Annotated in this window: 11 protein-coding genes and 1 riboswitch; of the genes, 10 read left to right on the top strand and 1 reads right to left on the bottom strand. The window is 47.4% G+C overall.

Annotation, left to right across the window (positions count from 1 at the left end; translation table 11 throughout):
- The first annotated feature begins 1 nt into the window (after position 1).
- The 3 genes from KD145_RS02685 (at position 2) to KD145_RS02675 (ending at position 4431) form a co-directional block, all read left to right on the top strand.
- Positions 2 to 907, top strand: coding sequence for an EamA family transporter (locus KD145_RS02685; protein ID WP_212004372.1), 906 nt, complete (start codon positions 2 to 4; stop codon positions 905 to 907).
- Positions 908 to 936: 29 nt separating this feature from the next.
- Complete coding sequence (locus tag KD145_RS02680) at positions 937 to 1905, top strand: Gfo/Idh/MocA family protein (RefSeq protein ID WP_212004371.1); 969 nt, start codon at positions 937 to 939, stop codon at positions 1903 to 1905.
- 345 nt (positions 1906 to 2250) lie between these two features.
- Positions 2251 to 4431, top strand: a complete 2181-nt coding sequence (locus KD145_RS02675) for a bifunctional alpha,alpha-trehalose-phosphate synthase (UDP-forming)/trehalose-phosphatase (protein ID WP_212004370.1) — start codon at positions 2251 to 2253, stop codon at positions 4429 to 4431.
- 38 nt (positions 4432 to 4469) lie between these two features.
- On the opposite strand, the gene KD145_RS02670 is transcribed toward KD145_RS02675, so the two are convergent.
- Positions 4470 to 6251 carry a glycoside hydrolase family 15 protein gene (locus tag KD145_RS02670; protein WP_212004369.1) on the bottom strand — a complete coding sequence of 594 codons (1782 nt, stop codon included), beginning with the start codon at positions 6249 to 6251 and terminating at the stop codon, positions 4470 to 4472.
- Between the two features lie 181 nt (positions 6252 to 6432).
- On the opposite strand from KD145_RS02670, the gene glk reads away from it, so the two are divergent.
- From glk to KD145_RS02635, 7 genes are all read left to right on the top strand, one after another.
- Complete coding sequence (gene glk, locus KD145_RS02665; protein WP_249219717.1) at positions 6433 to 7488, top strand: glucokinase; 1056 nt, start codon at positions 6433 to 6435, stop codon at positions 7486 to 7488.
- Positions 7489 to 7498: 10 nt separating this feature from the next.
- Positions 7499 to 7567: riboswitch (Fluoride riboswitch) on the top strand.
- Positions 7568 to 7613: 46 nt separating this feature from the next.
- Entirely contained in the window at positions 7614 to 8900 is a 1287-nt protein-coding gene (locus KD145_RS02660; protein ID WP_212004368.1) for a voltage-gated chloride channel family protein, read from the top strand.
- 81 nt (positions 8901 to 8981) lie between these two features.
- Complete coding sequence (locus KD145_RS02655; RefSeq protein ID WP_212004367.1) at positions 8982 to 9428, top strand: VOC family protein; 447 nt, start codon at positions 8982 to 8984, stop codon at positions 9426 to 9428.
- A 564-nt stretch (positions 9429 to 9992) separates the two neighbouring features.
- Positions 9993 to 10589 carry an RNA polymerase sigma factor gene (locus tag KD145_RS02650; RefSeq protein WP_212004366.1) on the top strand — a complete coding sequence of 199 codons (597 nt, stop codon included), beginning with the start codon at positions 9993 to 9995 and terminating at the stop codon, positions 10587 to 10589.
- Between the two features lie 84 nt (positions 10590 to 10673).
- Positions 10674 to 11696, top strand: a complete 1023-nt coding sequence (locus KD145_RS02645; RefSeq protein ID WP_212004365.1) for a FecR family protein — start codon at positions 10674 to 10676, stop codon at positions 11694 to 11696.
- A 106-nt stretch (positions 11697 to 11802) separates the two neighbouring features.
- A complete protein-coding gene (locus KD145_RS02640; protein WP_212004364.1) occupies positions 11803 to 15225 on the top strand; it encodes a TonB-dependent receptor in 3423 nt (1140 codons plus the stop codon).
- 21 nt (positions 15226 to 15246) lie between these two features.
- Positions 15247 to 16824 carry a RagB/SusD family nutrient uptake outer membrane protein gene (locus tag KD145_RS02635; RefSeq protein WP_212004363.1) on the top strand — a complete coding sequence of 526 codons (1578 nt, stop codon included), beginning with the start codon at positions 15247 to 15249 and terminating at the stop codon, positions 16822 to 16824.
- Positions 16825 to 16845: the final 21 nt, after the last annotated feature.

Here is a 16845-nt window from a genome sequence, read left to right as displayed (position 1 = left end):
AATGATCATCAGCGAAAAGACACAGGATAACAATATGTCCAAAACATTATTGTACCTGTTGGCGGTTTATATTATCTGGGGCTCCACCTACCTGGGTATGAAAATAGCTACCAAAAACGTACCCCCGTTTCTGTTATCCGGTCTCCGTTTCCTGTTGGCAGGTGCTATCCTGCTGGTAATTGGCTATCTGAAGGAAAGGACTATTCCATCGCGGCGGCAGTTATTGTCAGCCGCTTTCGTAGGGGTGTTACTGATAGGCATTGGCAACACCACCGTAGCCCTGGCTGTTCATTATATGCCATCGGGCCTCGTGGCCCTGCTGGTGGCAGCCATGCCAGCCTGGTTTATGGGGCTGGATTGGGCTTTCTTCAGTAAGAAACGTCCATCTGTGCTCACCTCCCTGGGTATAGTCCTGGGTTTCCTGGGACTGTTTCTCCTGTTTAATCCGTTTGGACATCATGAAAGCCGTAGTTTCCCATTATGGCCTATTGCCGTGGTAGTATTTGGAAATATCTGCTGGGCAACCGGATCCCTGATGGTACCACGATTGCAGATGCCTACGCAGATGACCAGCACCGCTATACAGATGCTGGCCGGCAGTATTTTTTCCTTCCTATTAAGTGCCTGTCTCGAAAATGGAGCCTGGAGCACCTTACCGGACATGACGGGGCAAGGCTGGCTGGCTTATTTTTATCTTGTCATGATTGGCTCTCTAATAGGGTATACCTCCTATAGCTGGCTTACCCGAAACGCCCCTCCGCGCCTGACTGCTACATACGCCTATGTAAATCCTATTGTGGCCATGTTCCTGGGCTGGGCGATCGGTAATGAAGTGATAGACAGTATGGTGGGTATCTCGTCTGCGATCGTTATTTCAGGTGTTGTACTGATGACTTTGAAGAAGTAATTTGTATTTTGGCTTCATAATCAATGACTATGGCTACGATTAAATGGGGTATCATCGGCTGCGGCAACGTGACGGAAGTAAAAAGCGGCCCGGCTTTCAGGCTGGCGGAAGATAGTGATGTGGTGGCTGTTATGCGCAGGAATAAAGACCTGGCAAAGGACTATGCCCGGCGACATGATGTAGCCCGTTATTACGACAACGCCTCCGATTTGCTCAATGATGCCGGTGTGAATGCGATCTATATTGCCACCCCTCCGGGTAGTCATGAAGCCTACGCGCTGTCAGCCATAGAACGAGGTTTTCCGGTATATATAGAAAAACCGCTGGGGATTGATGCGGCGGCCGCCCGTCGTATAGCCGCCGCTGTCAATGCTACCGGTATGCGGGTGAGTGTTGCACATTACCGACGGCGCCTGCCTGCCTTTGTGTTTGTCAAACAGCTGCTGGAAGAAAACCGCATTGGACAAATTTACAGTGCCAACCTGCGCCTCTGGAAGTCGGCATCTAAAGGAAATGCAGGCTGGCGGCTGGACCCATCATTGTCTGGCGGTGGTTTCTTCCACGATCTGGCACCCCACCAGCTTGACATCCTGCTGTATTATTTCGGTAAGCCCCTGCAAGCCAAGGGAATCAGTACAGGATCCGATCCCCGTATAGCCGATATTGTTAGCGGACAGCTGTTATTCTCCCGCAACCTGCTCTTTAACGGTTCCTGGAATTTCATCGTGCCGCCCCATCAAAATGCCGATGAATGTATCCTCATCGGGGAGGAAGGCAGTATCCGTTTCCATTTCTTCAGCAACTTCCACCAGGTGACACTGGAAACAGCCACCGGAAAAGAAGTATTCAATTTCGATACTCCCGCTCATGTGCAGCAGCCCCTGATTGCTGATGTTGTGAAGTATTTTCGTGGGGAAGTGGCCAACCCCTGCAGTGTGGAAGAGGCAGTGACAGGTATGGAGCTGATGGAGCAACTGACCCGTTCTTACGAAGAATAAAATATCTCCGCCCCGGACAGCCAGGAACTTTAATTGTTCTCTCCTGAATTTCCTTAAAGTATAATTTATTTATATATGTTTTAATGCCCCTGCGTGGTAAGGATTACGCAGGGAGGGGAGATATTTCCCTTTCCGTTACCATTGAAAATCATTATATTGCGAAATCACCCTTTCGCAGGAAAACCCATTATCCACCTCCGGATAAGCCCTGTTGATGAACCATAGCCATTTTAGCCGCATTATGTTTATTTATATGTATCGGTTCCGCTCTTTTGGGTGTGCTATTTGTTTTTGTAGCGGCTCGCTTTGCAAAGTAATTTGATAACCAGAGATATAAAACAGACTATGAGAAAGACTATTATTGTTTCGAACAGGTTACCGGTTAAGATTACGGAGAAAGCTGGAGAATTTACGCTGCAGCCCAGCGAAGGAGGATTGGCAACCGGTTTAGGATCTATTTACAGGGAAGGAAATAACATCTGGCTGGGATGGCCGGGTTTAGAAATCAGTGAACCCAAACAACAGGAGAAAATAACCAAACAACTGAGGCAAATGAACCTGGTGCCGGTTTTTCTGACACAGGATGAAATCAATAACTACTACGAAGGTTTTTCCAATGAAACATTATGGCCTGTTTTTCATTATATGGCCGTGTATGCCCGTTATGAACAAAACTATTGGGATGCCTATTACCAGGTCAACAAGAAGTTCCGGGATATGGTGATGCAGGTGGCTGAGCAGGGAGATACTATCTGGATTCATGATTATCATCTGTTGTTATTGCCGGGTATGCTACGGGCAGAAATGCCGGAGATATCGATCGGGTTCTTTAACCACATCCCATTTCCTTCTTATGAGTTGTTCAGGCTGATTCCCTGGAGGGCCGAACTGATAGAGGGCATGCTGGGGGCCGATCTGCTGGGCTTCCATACATTTGATGATACCCGACATTTCCTGAATGCCGCCAGCCGGATATTGCCAGTCAATACCAACGCTAATGTCGTTTCCTATAATGATCGTGCTGTAGTGGTAGAGACATTTCCCATGGGAATAGACTTTGATAAGTATGCCGGCCTGGCCAAAGACCCGGCAGTGAAGCTTCATTTGCAGAACCTCCGGGAAAACTTTCAGCAGGAAAAGATAGTGTTGTCGATAGACCGCCTGGACTATAGTAAAGGTATCCTTCAGCGGCTGCAGGCCTTTGAGCTGTTATTGCAAATGCATCCGGAATACGTGGATAAAGTTGTCTTGTATATGATCGTAGTGCCTTCCCGCGATACGGTGCCACAATACAAAGAGCTTCGCGATGAAATAGACAAGCAGGTTGGCAACATCAACGCCCGCTTCCGTACACTCGCCTGGCACCCGGTACAATATTTTTACCGTTCCTTCCCGCTGCAGGTGTTGTCTGCCCTTTATAATTTTGCAGATATCTGTCTGGTAACACCCATGCGCGATGGGATGAACCTGGTCACCAAGGAGTATGTGGCCAGTCGAAACAACAACGATGGTGTACTGATTCTCAGTGAGATGGCTGGTGCTTCTAAAGAATTGAGCGATGCCATCATTGTCAACCCCAATAACATTGGTGCCATCACCCAGGCTATTGTGGATGCGCTTAATATGCCGCTGCCCGAACAACAGCGACGGATGAAACAGATGCGTCAGATAGTGTCTAAGTTTAACATCCACCATTGGGTAAAGCTCTTTATGGCACGGCTGCAGGAGGTGAATGAGATGCAGCAGAACATGCTGGCCCGCCGGGTAAACCAGGAAACGGCCGTGATGATCCGCCAGCAATACAGGCAGGCAAAAAAGAGAATCATCTTTCTGGACTACGACGGTACCCTCGTGGGCTTTCAGACCAATATAGACATGGCTTCCCCTGATCCGGACCTGTACCAGCTGCTGAGGGAACTTGCCTCTATTCCGGGAAACGATATTGTTATGATCAGTGGCCGTAAACATGAAACGCTGGGAGAGTGGTTGGGCCATCTGCCACTGGACCTCATCGCCGAACACGGTGCCTGGCAGAAGACCCGGGAAGGAGAGTGGTACCAGCTTCCTGGCCTCAATGATAAATGGAAACAGGAAATCCAGCCTATAATGGAACAGGTCACGGACCGGACCCCGGGTTCGTTTATCGAAGAAAAAAGCTATTCCCTGGTATGGCATTACCGGAAGGTAGAATCCGGCCTGGGTGAATTAAGAGCCAATGAACTGATGGGAACCCTACGCTATTATACCGTTGAGAAAGGATTACAGATATTGCCGGGAGACAAAGTCATAGAAGTGAAAAACATCGAGATCAACAAAGGCAAGGCGGCCCTCAGTTGGCTAAACCATAAAAAATATGATTTTATTATGGCCGTGGGAGATGATGTTACCGACGAAGATATTTTTAAGGTCATGCCTCCGAAGGCTATTACCATCAAAGTGGGTAGCCAGGTCTCAGCAGCCCAGTATTACCTCCGCAGTCCTCATGAAGTACGGCATTTGTTGAGGACGCTCAAACAGCAACTGTGATAAATGCTGATGGGATCTCCCATCAGCATTTATCATCGTTATATGAAAATTGGTTTGTCCAGTTTCATGGCGATGCGATAGGCGGCATTCATCAGACCTACATGACTATAGGCCTGTGGAAAGTTGCCCCATTGACTGCCATTTGCAGATTCCACATCTTCACTGAAGAGGAGGAGGTGGTTGGAATATTGCAGCAGTTTACCGAATTCGCGTTGGGCATCATCGACCCGGCCTACACAGGCAAGGGCTTCTACATACCAGAAGGCACATACGAGGAAAGTTGTTTTAGGCAGCCCGAAGTCATCGGAATGACGGTAGCGGTAAAACAGCCCTTCAGGTGTTTTCAGTTCCTTTTCCAACGCAGTCAGATGGTCCCGGGCTTTTTCGGAAGCCGGGTCCAGGTAGTTCATCATGATTAGTTGAAGGGTACTGGCATCGAGGTGCTGGCTGCCGGCGGCATTGGTGTATACTTTTCTGACAGGGTCGTAACAGCTTTCAATATGAGTGGCGGCACGCTCTTTCAGGGCAACAGCCCGGGCAATCAGGTCCTCATTGCCGATGGTACGGGCCATTTTTTCGGCAGCATTGCAACCTGCCCACTGAAACAGATTCGTATAGCAATGAACGTTAGCCATGTTTCTAAATTCCCATATGCCTGCATCCTTTTCATCTATGGTACGTTCTATCTTCTTCAGCAACAGGTCGATCCATCGGTCCGAATCCTTTCTCTCCGAAAAAATAAAACGATGATCGGTATATAATGGCAGCATCGAAATCAGCACCTGGCCATAGGTATCGTTCTGGATATGCTCATAGGCCTGATTCCCAATACGTACGGGCTTGTTGCCCATATACCCGTTGAGGTCGGGCAGGACTGTTTCCACCAGATCTCTCCCGCCGGTAATGCCGTATAAGGGCTGATATCGAAAGTCACCTGAAAAAGAGATGTCCGTGATATACCCGAAGTAACGTTCCATCTCCTCGAAATGGCCGATATGGTTCAGGGCGGTGATTACATAATAGGTGTCGCGCATCCAGCAGAAGCGGTAGTCCCAGTTGCGGCCGCTTTCAGGGAATTCCGGGAGGCTGGTGGTACTGGCCGCAATGATGGCGCCGGTATCTTCATACTGGTGTATCTTCAGTGCGAGTGCCGAACGGATCACATAAGGCTGGAAATAATTGGCGATAGAAGAGTGTTTGATCCATGTACGCCAGTAGGCGATCGTTTCCCGGAGGAACCTTTCAGCGGTACTCGCCAGGGGAGCTTCCAGGGGATGTCCGTAAGTAAGGATCAGGTAGCGGGTATCATTCAACACAAAAAAATCCTCTTCAAAAACATAACTGACCGGAATATTGGTCGTCAGTCTTATTTTTTCTTCGCTACCTGTGAATTCAATATGGCTGCTGCCCCGCATCGCATGCAGCTTCAGCGCACCATAATCACAGGTGGGCGTACATTTCACCCGGATGCGGGGGGAGCCTTCCAGCGGTTCCACCTTTCGTATCAGCATCAGCGGTTTAAAAAAACGTTCATACTGAAAAAAGCGAGGAGCAAAATCGGTGATCCTGTAGCTGCCTTCGTAGCTTTTTATTTCTGTACAGAGAACATTGGTATTCTCCATATAATATTGATGGGAATCAAAATCCCCGGTTGGCAGGATGGAAAATTCCCCACCTTGTTTCCTGTCCAGTAAGCCACCAAATATAAAAGAGCTGTCCATCCGCGGCCAGCAGAGCCAGTCTATGTTGGTGTCTTTGTTGATATGCGCCAGAAAGGCGCAATTGCCGATAAGTCCAGTCTGATAGGTATGTCTTTCCATTAGCATCAATTTTATGGTGTGTTATATTATTCCAAAAAATCACGGATCGGTGCCGGTAGGGGAAAGGTATCAGGGAAGAAAGGACTATTATTATGGCGAGGCGTTTTTTTCAGAAATTTCTTCAGAGGGGGGCAAATGCTGTTCCAATTTATTTATTTTTAGGAGATAAGTTAATGATGTTATGCAGACGATGAAAAAACAACATTATTTACCAAGGTTTGTTGCTCCGGTTTACCAGCCGGGAGAAGACAGTTATTTTCTGGCAGGAGATCTGGGAGGCACGAAAACCAACCTCGCTTTGTTTCGTGCTACAGAAGGAGTGCTGGACCTGGTGCGGGAAGAAACTTATGCTTCACGGAATTATGCCAGTTTTTCTGAGATCATACAGCATTTTATCAGTGAAGGAACAACGAATGCCCCGCAACGTATATGCATTGGCGTAGCCGGACCGGTAGTAAAGGGAAAAGTAGAGCTGACCAATCTGTCCCGGGAACTGAGCGAAGATGAAATCCGCCAGGTGACCGGTATCCAGTCGGTAGCACTGATCAATGATCTGGAGGCAACGGCTTATGGGCTGGCTACTTTGTCGCCCAGCCAGCTGATTACGCTACATAGGGGAGCCACAGATAATATGGGCAATATGGCGATCATTGCGCCAGGCACCGGTTTAGGGATGGCTGGTCTGTACTGGGATGGGAAACACCATCATCCCTTTCCTACAGAGGGTGGTCATGGTGACTTTGCTCCGCGGACAGATCTGGATATTTTATTGTTGCGTTATCTGCAGGAGAAATATGAAGTGGCCAGCTGGGAGCGGGTGATATCAGGCCCTGGCATTGTGGCTATTTATGAATTCCTTCGGGATATAAAAGGAATGGATGTTCCTTCAGCGCTGGAGGCGGCTATTAGTAGCGGTGATCCGGCAGCGGCCATCAGCAAAGCTTCCCTGGAAGGGAAAGTGCCGATCTGTGTAAAAACGATGGAACTGTTTGTGCGGTACCTGGCGCGGGAATCCTGCAATCTGGTGCTGAAGATGAAGGCTACCGGAGGCTTGTTCCTCGGTGGCGGCATTCCTCCCAAAATTGCATCACTGCTGGAAACAGGAGACTTCTACCATCATTATCTGCAGGGTGACCGGATGGCAGAACTGCTGGCCAGTGTACCGATTCATATTGTGAACAATGATAAATCAGCTCTCTGGGGCGCAGCATATTATGCTGGATTATTGGAAGATTAATTATACTTTTACAACCACAGGAAATGGTGTCTTCCTGCTCCGAACCGTTTCGTCCGAAACTGATGGCGCCTACAAATCATAACGATGGTATCATTTATACCATTATAAATTGCTGTTTGTAGGACATGAAACAAGAAAAAAAATCATTGGAACAATTGACAGTAGCTTATCAGCTGCTGAGATGGACTGTATTGGTATTGCCTGTTGCCATAATGGTGGGCAGCCTGGTCGCTTTATTTCTGTGGCTGCTCGACAAAGCCACCCATTACCGGTTTGATAATGAATGGTTATTGTACCTGCTACCATTGGCGGGTGTATTGATCTATTGGCTTTACCGTTTGGGTGGTAAGAATGCAGAAAAAGGCAATAACCTCATTATGGACGAGATCCATCAGCCAGGTGGTGGAGTGCCCGCTCGGATGGCGCCGCTGGTATTGCTTACAACAGTGATTACCCATTTGTTTGGTGGTTCAGCCGGAAGAGAAGGTACGGCGGTACAAATTGGTGGGAGCGTGGCTGGCTGGATCGGTAAAAAGCTTGGGTTAACGGCCAGGGATATACGTATATTACTGATGACCGGAATTGCTGCAGGTTTTGGGGCTGTATTTGGTACACCCATCGCAGGAACAGTATTTGCCCTGGAAGTACTGGCCATTGGCGCTATGCGATATGATGCCCTGGTGCCCTGCCTGATCGCAGCTGTGCTTGCAGACATCGTTTGTTCTTCCTGGGGGATTTCCCATACACACTATCATATATTGTATACCGGAGTATCCTCGTCGTTTATACCATTTTTAAAAACAGACTTTTTGTTGCTGGTAAAGGTAATACTGGCGGGCGTTGCTTTTGGGCTCACCGGTTTCCTTTTCTCCTGGCTGATCCATACGATTAAGTATAACGCCAATGCCTATATTAAGATACCGTGGCTTATACCTGTCGTTGGCGGTGTGGTTGTGATCCTGCTTTGTTATATAGTGGGCACCCGTGACTATCTGGGTCTGGGCGTATACAGTCAATCGCCGGATGGCATCAGCATTGTCAACGCCTTCAGTAACACAGGTACGATATCCGACTGGAGCTGGCTGTGGAAGCTGATCTTCACCGCCATAACACTGGGAATGGGATTTAAAGGAGGGGAGGTGACCCCCCTGTTTTTTATGGGTGCCACCCTTGGGCATACGCTGGCCCTGCTATTGGGCGCCCCTGTAGATTTATTCGCGGGACTTGGTTTTATTGCTGTCTTTGCCGGGGCAACCAATACCCCGCTTGCCTGTACGCTAATGGGCGTTGAATTGTTTGGTGCCAATAACGTATTATATTATGCCATCGCCTGTTTTACTGCTTATTATTTCAGCGGACATTCCGGAATTTACTCTTCCCAACGGTTGGTAGTGAAAAAATACGATCAGTAAACCTGCTATAGTAAAGGATTTCAGCGCTAACAATTTTGTTAGTCCGGTTTTTATACCTGCGGTACTATGTAAGTTTGCTGCATGAAAGCAATAGCCACTATTACCGGAATACACCACCTGGCGCTACAAGCCAACGACTTTTCAGCTACCTGCGCCTTCTATGAAGCGCTGGGGCTCGTACCATTTCATTCCTGGTCTCTGCCGGAATTCAGCATTACCCATGCCGCCTTGCTCAAAATTCCTGGCACAGATTCCTACATCGAAATCTTCGATAAAGACGCTCAGGTAGCAGCACAGGGCAGACGCAGAAATGCCGGAGAAACACCTGTCATCGGAGCTTTGCTGCATTTGGCGCTTAGCGTAAAGGATGTGGATGCTGCATATGAGCATGCACTTTCCCTGGGTGCTACCAGTTGCATCGCCCCGAATGATTTGTCACTGGGACAGCCGCCGCTCAAAGTTCGTAATGCACTGGTTTACGGGCTTGATGGCGAGGTGATTGAATTTATTACGATGCTGGAGAAATGATGATATCTATAAAGGAGATAGTAATAGGGGGCTTTCCATTTTTCCTGGCTAAAGGCAGTGCGCCCAGCATTAAATATGCATACCATACATCATCACAAATTCATATAAACAATTCTCAGCGGCTTCATTTGGCAGATTCACATGAGAATTTTACCCCCGAACTTTCTTAGAAACAATTCGCTTCGATGAGGATAAAAACTGATTCATGTTATTCCTATAATAAACATTATGTTAAATAGAAAAATGACCATTTAAATCTGAATTTAAGGTATCTACCCTGACGGGGCGAAATTCAACCGCCCCGGGGGTGGCTTCCATAAAGGTTACAGGTGGTCCCAATGAACCTGTAATAACTTTTCCGGCCTTGCGCTGATATCCTGCGAAAAATCTGAGGATAATTTTTATAGCCCGGCATCCCTCTCTCCCATACGAAGGCGCTGAGAATTGCGTATACGAATTTGATCCCGTATGCAGTCCATATACAGTAACTACGCCCTCGCCTATACGCAAATACAATTACCCACTTGACAGGTTGAGAAAAAAAACTCTATCTTAGACCCGCTGATGGATACGAATCAACAATGGAATATTAATGCCATATTCAAAGCCCAGGATTCTTTGGAGGCCGCTGACGCATATAAACACTACTATAAACAGCTTTATAATTATGGCAGAAAACTAACAGATAATACAAGTCTGATCGAAGACGCCATCCATGACGTGTTCATCTCTATATGGCAGGCCCATAGCAGAAACTCATCCCTGGATACCAGCAGAAGTTATCTCTACAGCAGTTTCCGTCGTAAACTTTTCCGTTATCACCAGGAAGCCATCAAACGCATGCAGCGCGAAGAACGCGCTACGCTCTCCAGCGTACCTGAATTTGGCGCTGACCATTTCATCATTCATAGAGAACAGGACCAACAACTGAAAGCGACCATCCTGCAGGCGCTACAGCAACTTACACCGCGACAGCGCGAGGCGGTATACCTGCGTTTTTATGAGAATATGCAGTATGATGAAATTGCAGCGGTCATGGACATCTCTGTAAAGGCAACCTACAAGCTCATGGCCAGAGCACTGGACGAACTTAAACTACTCGTCAATCTTCCCTTTTATCTACTCTTACCTATGCTCCGCTTGCTGTTTATCAAACAGTGAAAAAAAATTTAAAAAAACAGGAGTCTCATGGGGTAATATCTGCCCCGGCTGACTTTTATATATCAGCAAACAGCAAAAACAGGAATGCGACATAACGATAGACCGGAGCGGAATACATATAGCGTGACAGATCTTCTGGGAGACCCTTCCTTTCAGCAGTGGGTTTTACACCAGGACGGCCCGTGGCAGGAATGGATCACTGCACATCCGGAACAAGCTGCTGTATTGGAGACTGCACGCCAACTTTTGCTGCAGATACGTTTTGTGAATCATCTACCAACAGATATCGCCGCGGAGCAGTCATTAAACCGGTTCAAGGCTGCTGTGGCCAACATGCCGGAAACCTCCCGCACCAGCAACATACGCCAATTGTTCCGGTTCCGCCAGGCCGCAGTATGGACAGGGCTGATCATATGTGCAGGCATCATTGCCCAATATACATGGTCACAGCTGTTGGCTCCACAACGGATACGAACCGCTTTCGGGGAAATCAAACAAGTACTCCTTCCCGATAGTTCCCTCGTAACTTTACAAGCCAATTCCGAACTGCGTTACAAACGGTCGTGGAACAAACAACAACGGGAGGTATGGCTCAAGGGAGAAGCCTATTTCCGGGTACATCCAGATAAAACCCATCCTGTAGCGGGTTTTGTTGTGCATTCCATCGATGCGGATGTTACCGTACTGGGAACTGAATTTGATCTGAAACAACGCCATCATCAGACCAGTGTTTTTCTAAAATCCGGAAAAATCCGCATCGACTTCCATCGGCAAAAAACACCAGGCATCATCCTGCAACCAGGAGACCTTATTATATATGATGCTTTACGGCAACAGGTTTCATCCGCCCAAACAGACAGCACTTACAGCAGCTGGATGCATGGCAAACTCACGCTCATCAATGCTCCTTTGTCTGAAATCATTCAGATTCTGGAAAACAACTATGGAGAGAAAATTATAGTGAACGATAATAATTTGCTGGAAAAAAGAATCGAAGGAATCATCTACCTGGAAAGTAAAGCTGACATCCTCTTTATTCTTTCCAATGTACTGGATATCCAAATCAGTAAACAGAACGACACCATGTATTTCAGTAACCGAAAATAAAACAACGATCATCAACCATCCAGTCCGGAATACCACCACTCCTCAGACTGTATGCACAACAGTAAATAGCTAACGCTAACCAAAATCATATAAAACCAACTACACTATGAGGAAAGAACTATTCTTCCCTTTGGGGATGGTATTGTTTTGTGCTGCCGTAACCGCTGCCCCCTGGCAGGTTTCGGCCCAGCATAATATACCTGTTACTAAAACCGTCCAGGAAAAAATAACGGTAGATGCAGCCCTTAAGAAACTGGGAAAAAAATACGGGACTACTTTTGTTTATGATAAAACCCTGCTGAGTGGATTATACACCAGCTTCAATCCGGACAATGCAAGACAGGAAAGCGTGGAAGACCAGCTCAAATCCATTCTCTATCCGAATGGACTATTATTTCTCTACATTAAAAAGGATTACTATGCCATTACTATCAACAAAAACAGAAACAAAGATCTTTTAGGCACAGAGACTTCATCGCAGGAGAATACAGTACCACAGGCACTTTCCTCCGTAACACTCTCCCCTGTTGATCAAATCGTCAGCGGGAAAATCACGGATGAAAAAGGTCTACCGTTGCCAAGGATCAGTATACAGCTGGCAGGCACAAACACCGGCGCTCATACTGATGAAAACGGTATGTTTACTATCTCCAGGGCTGTCAATAAAAAACTGCTGATATCCGGCGTTGGCTACAAACCACAGGAAATCACGGCTACTGCCAGTACTCCCCTGCACATCACTATGATCAGTTCTTTACAGGCATTGACCGAAGTTGTGGTGGTAGGTTATGGCCAACAGAAAAAAGCCAACCTGGTGGGTGCTGTTGGTACTGTCAGCGGTAAAGAATTGACGGAAGCCCCGGTGGCACGCGTATCTGATGCGCTGGCAGGAAGAGTGCCAGGCGTATTTATTACCAAAACCGATGGTGCTCCAGGTTCAGGCTCCTCCATATATATCCGCGGCATCAGTACTACCAACAACTCCAGCCCATTGATCGTAGTAGATGGTATCCCGGGCCGTAACCTCGATAACATTTCTCCTACCGATGTAGCGACCATCACCGTTTTGAAAGATGCTTCCGCTATTGCAGTATATGGCGCAAGGGCTGCCAATGGAGTACTATTGGTGACCACTAAAAATGGGAATGCCGGCAAACCTTCTATCAGCTTTACGGGCAACGAAGCTGTGCAACAACAGACCAGAGCCCTGAAGCCACTTGGTTCTTACGAATACGCACAGATGTATAACCAGGCGCTTAAAAATGAAAACAGCTTCAATCCCGCTGCTGGAAAGGGATATGCCGATGATGTACTGGAGAAATTCAGGACCGGCAGTGACCCCGACCTCTACCCTAATACCGACTGGTACCGTGAAGTGCTCGCTCCCACTTCCCTTCAGCAACGTTATGATCTCACTGTGAGCGGTGGCAGCGATAAAACCCGTTACTTCGTTTCCGGCGGCTACAATAATGAAGGCGGTTTTTATCCGACGATCAGCTATAAACGTTACAACCTTCGCTCCAATCTTCAGTCTGAAGTAGCCAGGGGCCTGACTTTCAACCTGCAGCTGGCAGGGTTCATGACTGAAAATAATGATGCCAGAGCAGGAAGCGCCACCATCATGAAAATAGCTGTTTCAAGTCCCCCCTATTATGCTAACCGCTTCAGCAACGGCTTGTACAGTTTTGTTCCCGCTGCCAGAGGTAATATTTATCAGCAATCCAGAGGGGCAGACGGTTATAACAAAAGCACCGGCACTTCTTTCAATGGGAATGTGTCACTGCAATATGCACTGCCATTCATAGAAGGGTTGTCTGTAAAAGGACTATACGCCTATGACCGGTATCTGACCTATGGTAGAAACTTTTCTACTCCCTATGTCCTGTATACAATGGACAATGCCAGGAATCTGAAAAAAGCCAATAACCTGCCTGCCACACCCGGACTGATAGAAACATACCGACAGTCGTACAGCGCTACCAGCGAGCTTTCCATCAATTACGATCATACCTTCCATCATCATCATGTAGGTGGTATGTTGTTGTACACACAAACATCAGATGCGGGCAACAACTTCAGGGCTACCGGGAATAACTTTGTTTCTCCTGCACTGGAAATACTCAATGCTGCCGACCCTACCAATGCTGGTGTAGATGGAACTGCCACCCGCCGCAACCGGCAAGGGCTCGTTGGTCGCTTCACCTATGACTATCAACAGAAGTACCTGCTGGAAATGAACTTCCGGTATGATGGTTCTGATATATTTCCTCCTAATGGGCGTTTCGGTTTCTTCCCTTCTGTGGGCGCAGGTTGGGTAGTATCCAAGGAATCATTCTTTCCGCAGACGGGTTTGATTGATTTCCTGAAACTGCGGGGTTCATGGGGCCAGATGGGCAACGACCGTGTTGATCCCTATCAGTTCCTGTCTACCTATAATCTCGTAGGCACGGATAGATATGGTGTGAGTCATGGTTATTCCTTCGGTGGTATCAGTCCCAACTATTATCAGGGCCTGGAGTTGAATGTGTTGCCCAATCCTTACTTCACATGGGAGAAAGCCGTGATGAGCAATGCAGGTTTTGATATGCAACTGTGGGACAACCATATCAGTGTATCTGCCGATTACTTTTACAAACGCACCAAAGACATTCTGGCTCCGCGTGCGCAAGCCCTCCCCGATGTTATCGGTGTAAATCTACCGGTAGAAAATGCCGCCATTGTAGACAACAAAGGTATCGAGATCAGTGTGGGATATGAAAACAAGGCAGGTGCACTCTCCTATTACGTGCGCCCTAATTTCACCTTTGCCCGCAACAAGGTAGTGTACTATCCCGAAGCAGGCGCTATTCCTGAATGGCAGCGGCTTACAGGCAAATCTGTAGGCATAGGTACCTTCCCAAAATTTGTATCACAGGGATTGTATCAATCACAGGATGAAGTAGAGAAAGGACCTAAGCCCCTGTACCCTACCGTTGCTGCCGGTGATATCCGTTATGCGGATATTGATGGAGATGGAAAGATCACGTACAACGACAAAGTACTGACTGACAAAGGCAATTACCCCGAAATACAGTACGGTATTGCTTTAGGTGGACGTTACAAAGGATTTGAACTGAACATGTTATGGCAGGGAAGTGGAAATGTGCAGACCTATGTATATGGCCCATACGCCTTCCCTTTCAAAAACGACGGACATCCGCAGGAAATACACAAGGATTACTGGACACCTGAAAATCCAAATGCCAGCTCTCCCCGACTATCCATTGCTTATGCCAACAACTCAGAGCATTCGGATTACTGGTTGCACAATGCCTCCTACATACGGCTGAAAAATTTGGAGATAGCCTATAACCTTCCCGCTCAATGGTTACGGCATGCGGGTATCAAAGGGGTAAGAATGTATCTCAGTGGCAACAACCTCCTCACCTTCAGCCGTCTTAAACAGATCGATCCTGAAGCAGGCGCCAACTCCACTATCATGTACCCGATCATCCGCAGCTACAACGGCGGTATCAACATACAGCTGTAATCAATAAAAACAACAGACACCATGAAAAAATACGCATATATATTACTGCTCAGTCTTTACTGCCTGAGCGCCTGTCAGAAAGGCTTTCTGGATCAGGGGCCGCTTGATAAATTCACTGATGACATGATCTGGAAAGATAGTAGCCTGGTAAATCTCTATATCGCCAATATCTATTCAGGTATTATCTCCCAGTATGACCGGGCTGGTGGAGAACTGATGATGAGCATTACAGATGAAGGAGAAGCCAACCGCCCTTATCTGCAATCACAACAGGTAAACCTGGGCCAATATAATTCCAGTACCGGCGTTTTCGCGGATGTATGGACCTCCGGTTATACCAGCATCCGGAAATGTAATCAGCTATTGGACCAACTGCAGTCCGCTCCCTTCAGCGCTGCATTGCAGCAGCGTATGAGAGGGGAAGCCTACTTTCTGCGTGCCTGGTTTTACATGGATATCTATGCTCACTTCGGCTCCTTTCCTATTATACAAAAGCCATTGGGACTGAATGATGAACTGGCCATTCCCAGAGCTACGCCGCAGGAATGCATTCGTTTTATTGTACAGGATCTCGAAACAGCAGCTTCGTTGTTGCCTGTAAAATATGACGCGGCACAAACAGGAAGGGCTACACAAGGTGCCTGCTATGCCATGAAATGCAGGTTGCTACTGAATACCCTGGACTACCAGGGTGCTGCCGATGCAGCTAAAAAAGTAATAGACCTTAACCAATACCAGTTGTTCCCCGATTTTAAATCCCTGTTCCAACCTGGAAATGATAACAATGTGGAGGTCATCTTCGACAAACAATTCGGTAGCCTGCAAAGTAAACAGAAACACTCTCTGAACGATTACGAATACCCCAGGAATTTTACCGGCTTCGCCAGTGGTATCAATGATCCTACCCAGAACATTGTAGACGCTTTTATGATGAAAGATGGTAAACCCTGGAACACTTCACCACTGTATGATCCGGAGCATCCCTATGCCAACAGGGATCCGCGCTTCTACAGCAGTGTGCTGTATGATGGTATTTTTTTCCGGGGAGAAGTGCTTGACCTGCAGAAAGGCAGTGCCGCCAATCCATCCGAGAGAGGCACTCCTACCGGCTACTACCTGAAAAAGTTTCTCGACACTACCTATGACCTGAAAGGTGTGTCAGTGCCCAACTTCAACAACTGTATTATCATGAGGCTGGCAGAAATATATCTCAACTATGCCGAGTGTCAGCTGAAGTTGGGTAATATGGAAGAAGCCAGGACCTACGTCAATCTCATCAGAGTACGTGCAGGCATGCCCGTTATCCCGGCCGGAGAAATGACCTGGGATAAATATGTGGAAGAAAGGACGGTGGAACTGGCTTTTGAAGGACAGCGCTGGTTTGATATACGCCGCTGGCAGAAAGGCCCGGAGCTGGTAGGCCAACCTATTTATGGAATGGTGGTAACCGTTGCCAATGGCAAACGAAGCTATAACCGCACCAAAATTGAAGACCGGGTTTTCACGGCTCCGATGATGTATCTCTTTCCCATCCCGCTGGATGTACTCAATAAATATCCTGCAGGAAAAGAACTCCGCCAGAACCCCGAATGGAAATAGTTTTTATCATTTAATTTAATA

The sequence above is a fragment of the Chitinophaga sp. HK235 genome, from assembly GCF_018255755.1.
Taxonomy (GTDB): domain Bacteria; phylum Bacteroidota; class Bacteroidia; order Chitinophagales; family Chitinophagaceae; genus Chitinophaga.
Note: the sequence above shows the minus strand (reverse complement) of the source record. Positions and strands in the feature narration are given on the sequence as shown.

Excerpts from the sequence above, each read along its gene's own strand:
- KD145_RS02660 (WP_212004368.1), top strand. The coding sequence starts at position 7,614 with ATGAAACAAGAAAAAAAATCATTGGAACAATTGACAGTAGCTTATCAG.
- KD145_RS02680 (WP_212004371.1), top strand. The coding sequence starts at position 937 with ATGGCTACGATTAAATGGGGTATCATCGGCTGCGGCAACGTGACGGAA.
- KD145_RS02650 (WP_212004366.1), top strand. The coding sequence starts at position 9,993 with ATGGATACGAATCAACAATGGAATATTAATGCCATATTCAAAGCCCAG.
- KD145_RS02635 (WP_212004363.1), top strand. The coding sequence starts at position 15,247 with ATGAAAAAATACGCATATATATTACTGCTCAGTCTTTACTGCCTGAGC.
- glk (WP_249219717.1), top strand. The coding sequence starts at position 6,433 with ATGCAGACGATGAAAAAACAACATTATTTACCAAGGTTTGTTGCTCCG.
- KD145_RS02685 (WP_212004372.1), top strand. The coding sequence starts at position 2 with ATGATCATCAGCGAAAAGACACAGGATAACAATATGTCCAAAACATTA.
- KD145_RS02645 (WP_212004365.1), top strand. The coding sequence starts at position 10,674 with ATGCGACATAACGATAGACCGGAGCGGAATACATATAGCGTGACAGAT.
- KD145_RS02675 (WP_212004370.1), top strand. The coding sequence starts at position 2,251 with ATGAGAAAGACTATTATTGTTTCGAACAGGTTACCGGTTAAGATTACG.
- KD145_RS02670 (WP_212004369.1), bottom strand. The coding sequence starts at position 6,251 with ATGGAAAGACATACCTATCAGACTGGACTTATCGGCAATTGCGCCTTT.
- KD145_RS02655 (WP_212004367.1), top strand. The coding sequence starts at position 8,982 with ATGAAAGCAATAGCCACTATTACCGGAATACACCACCTGGCGCTACAA.
- KD145_RS02640 (WP_212004364.1), top strand. The coding sequence starts at position 11,803 with ATGAGGAAAGAACTATTCTTCCCTTTGGGGATGGTATTGTTTTGTGCT.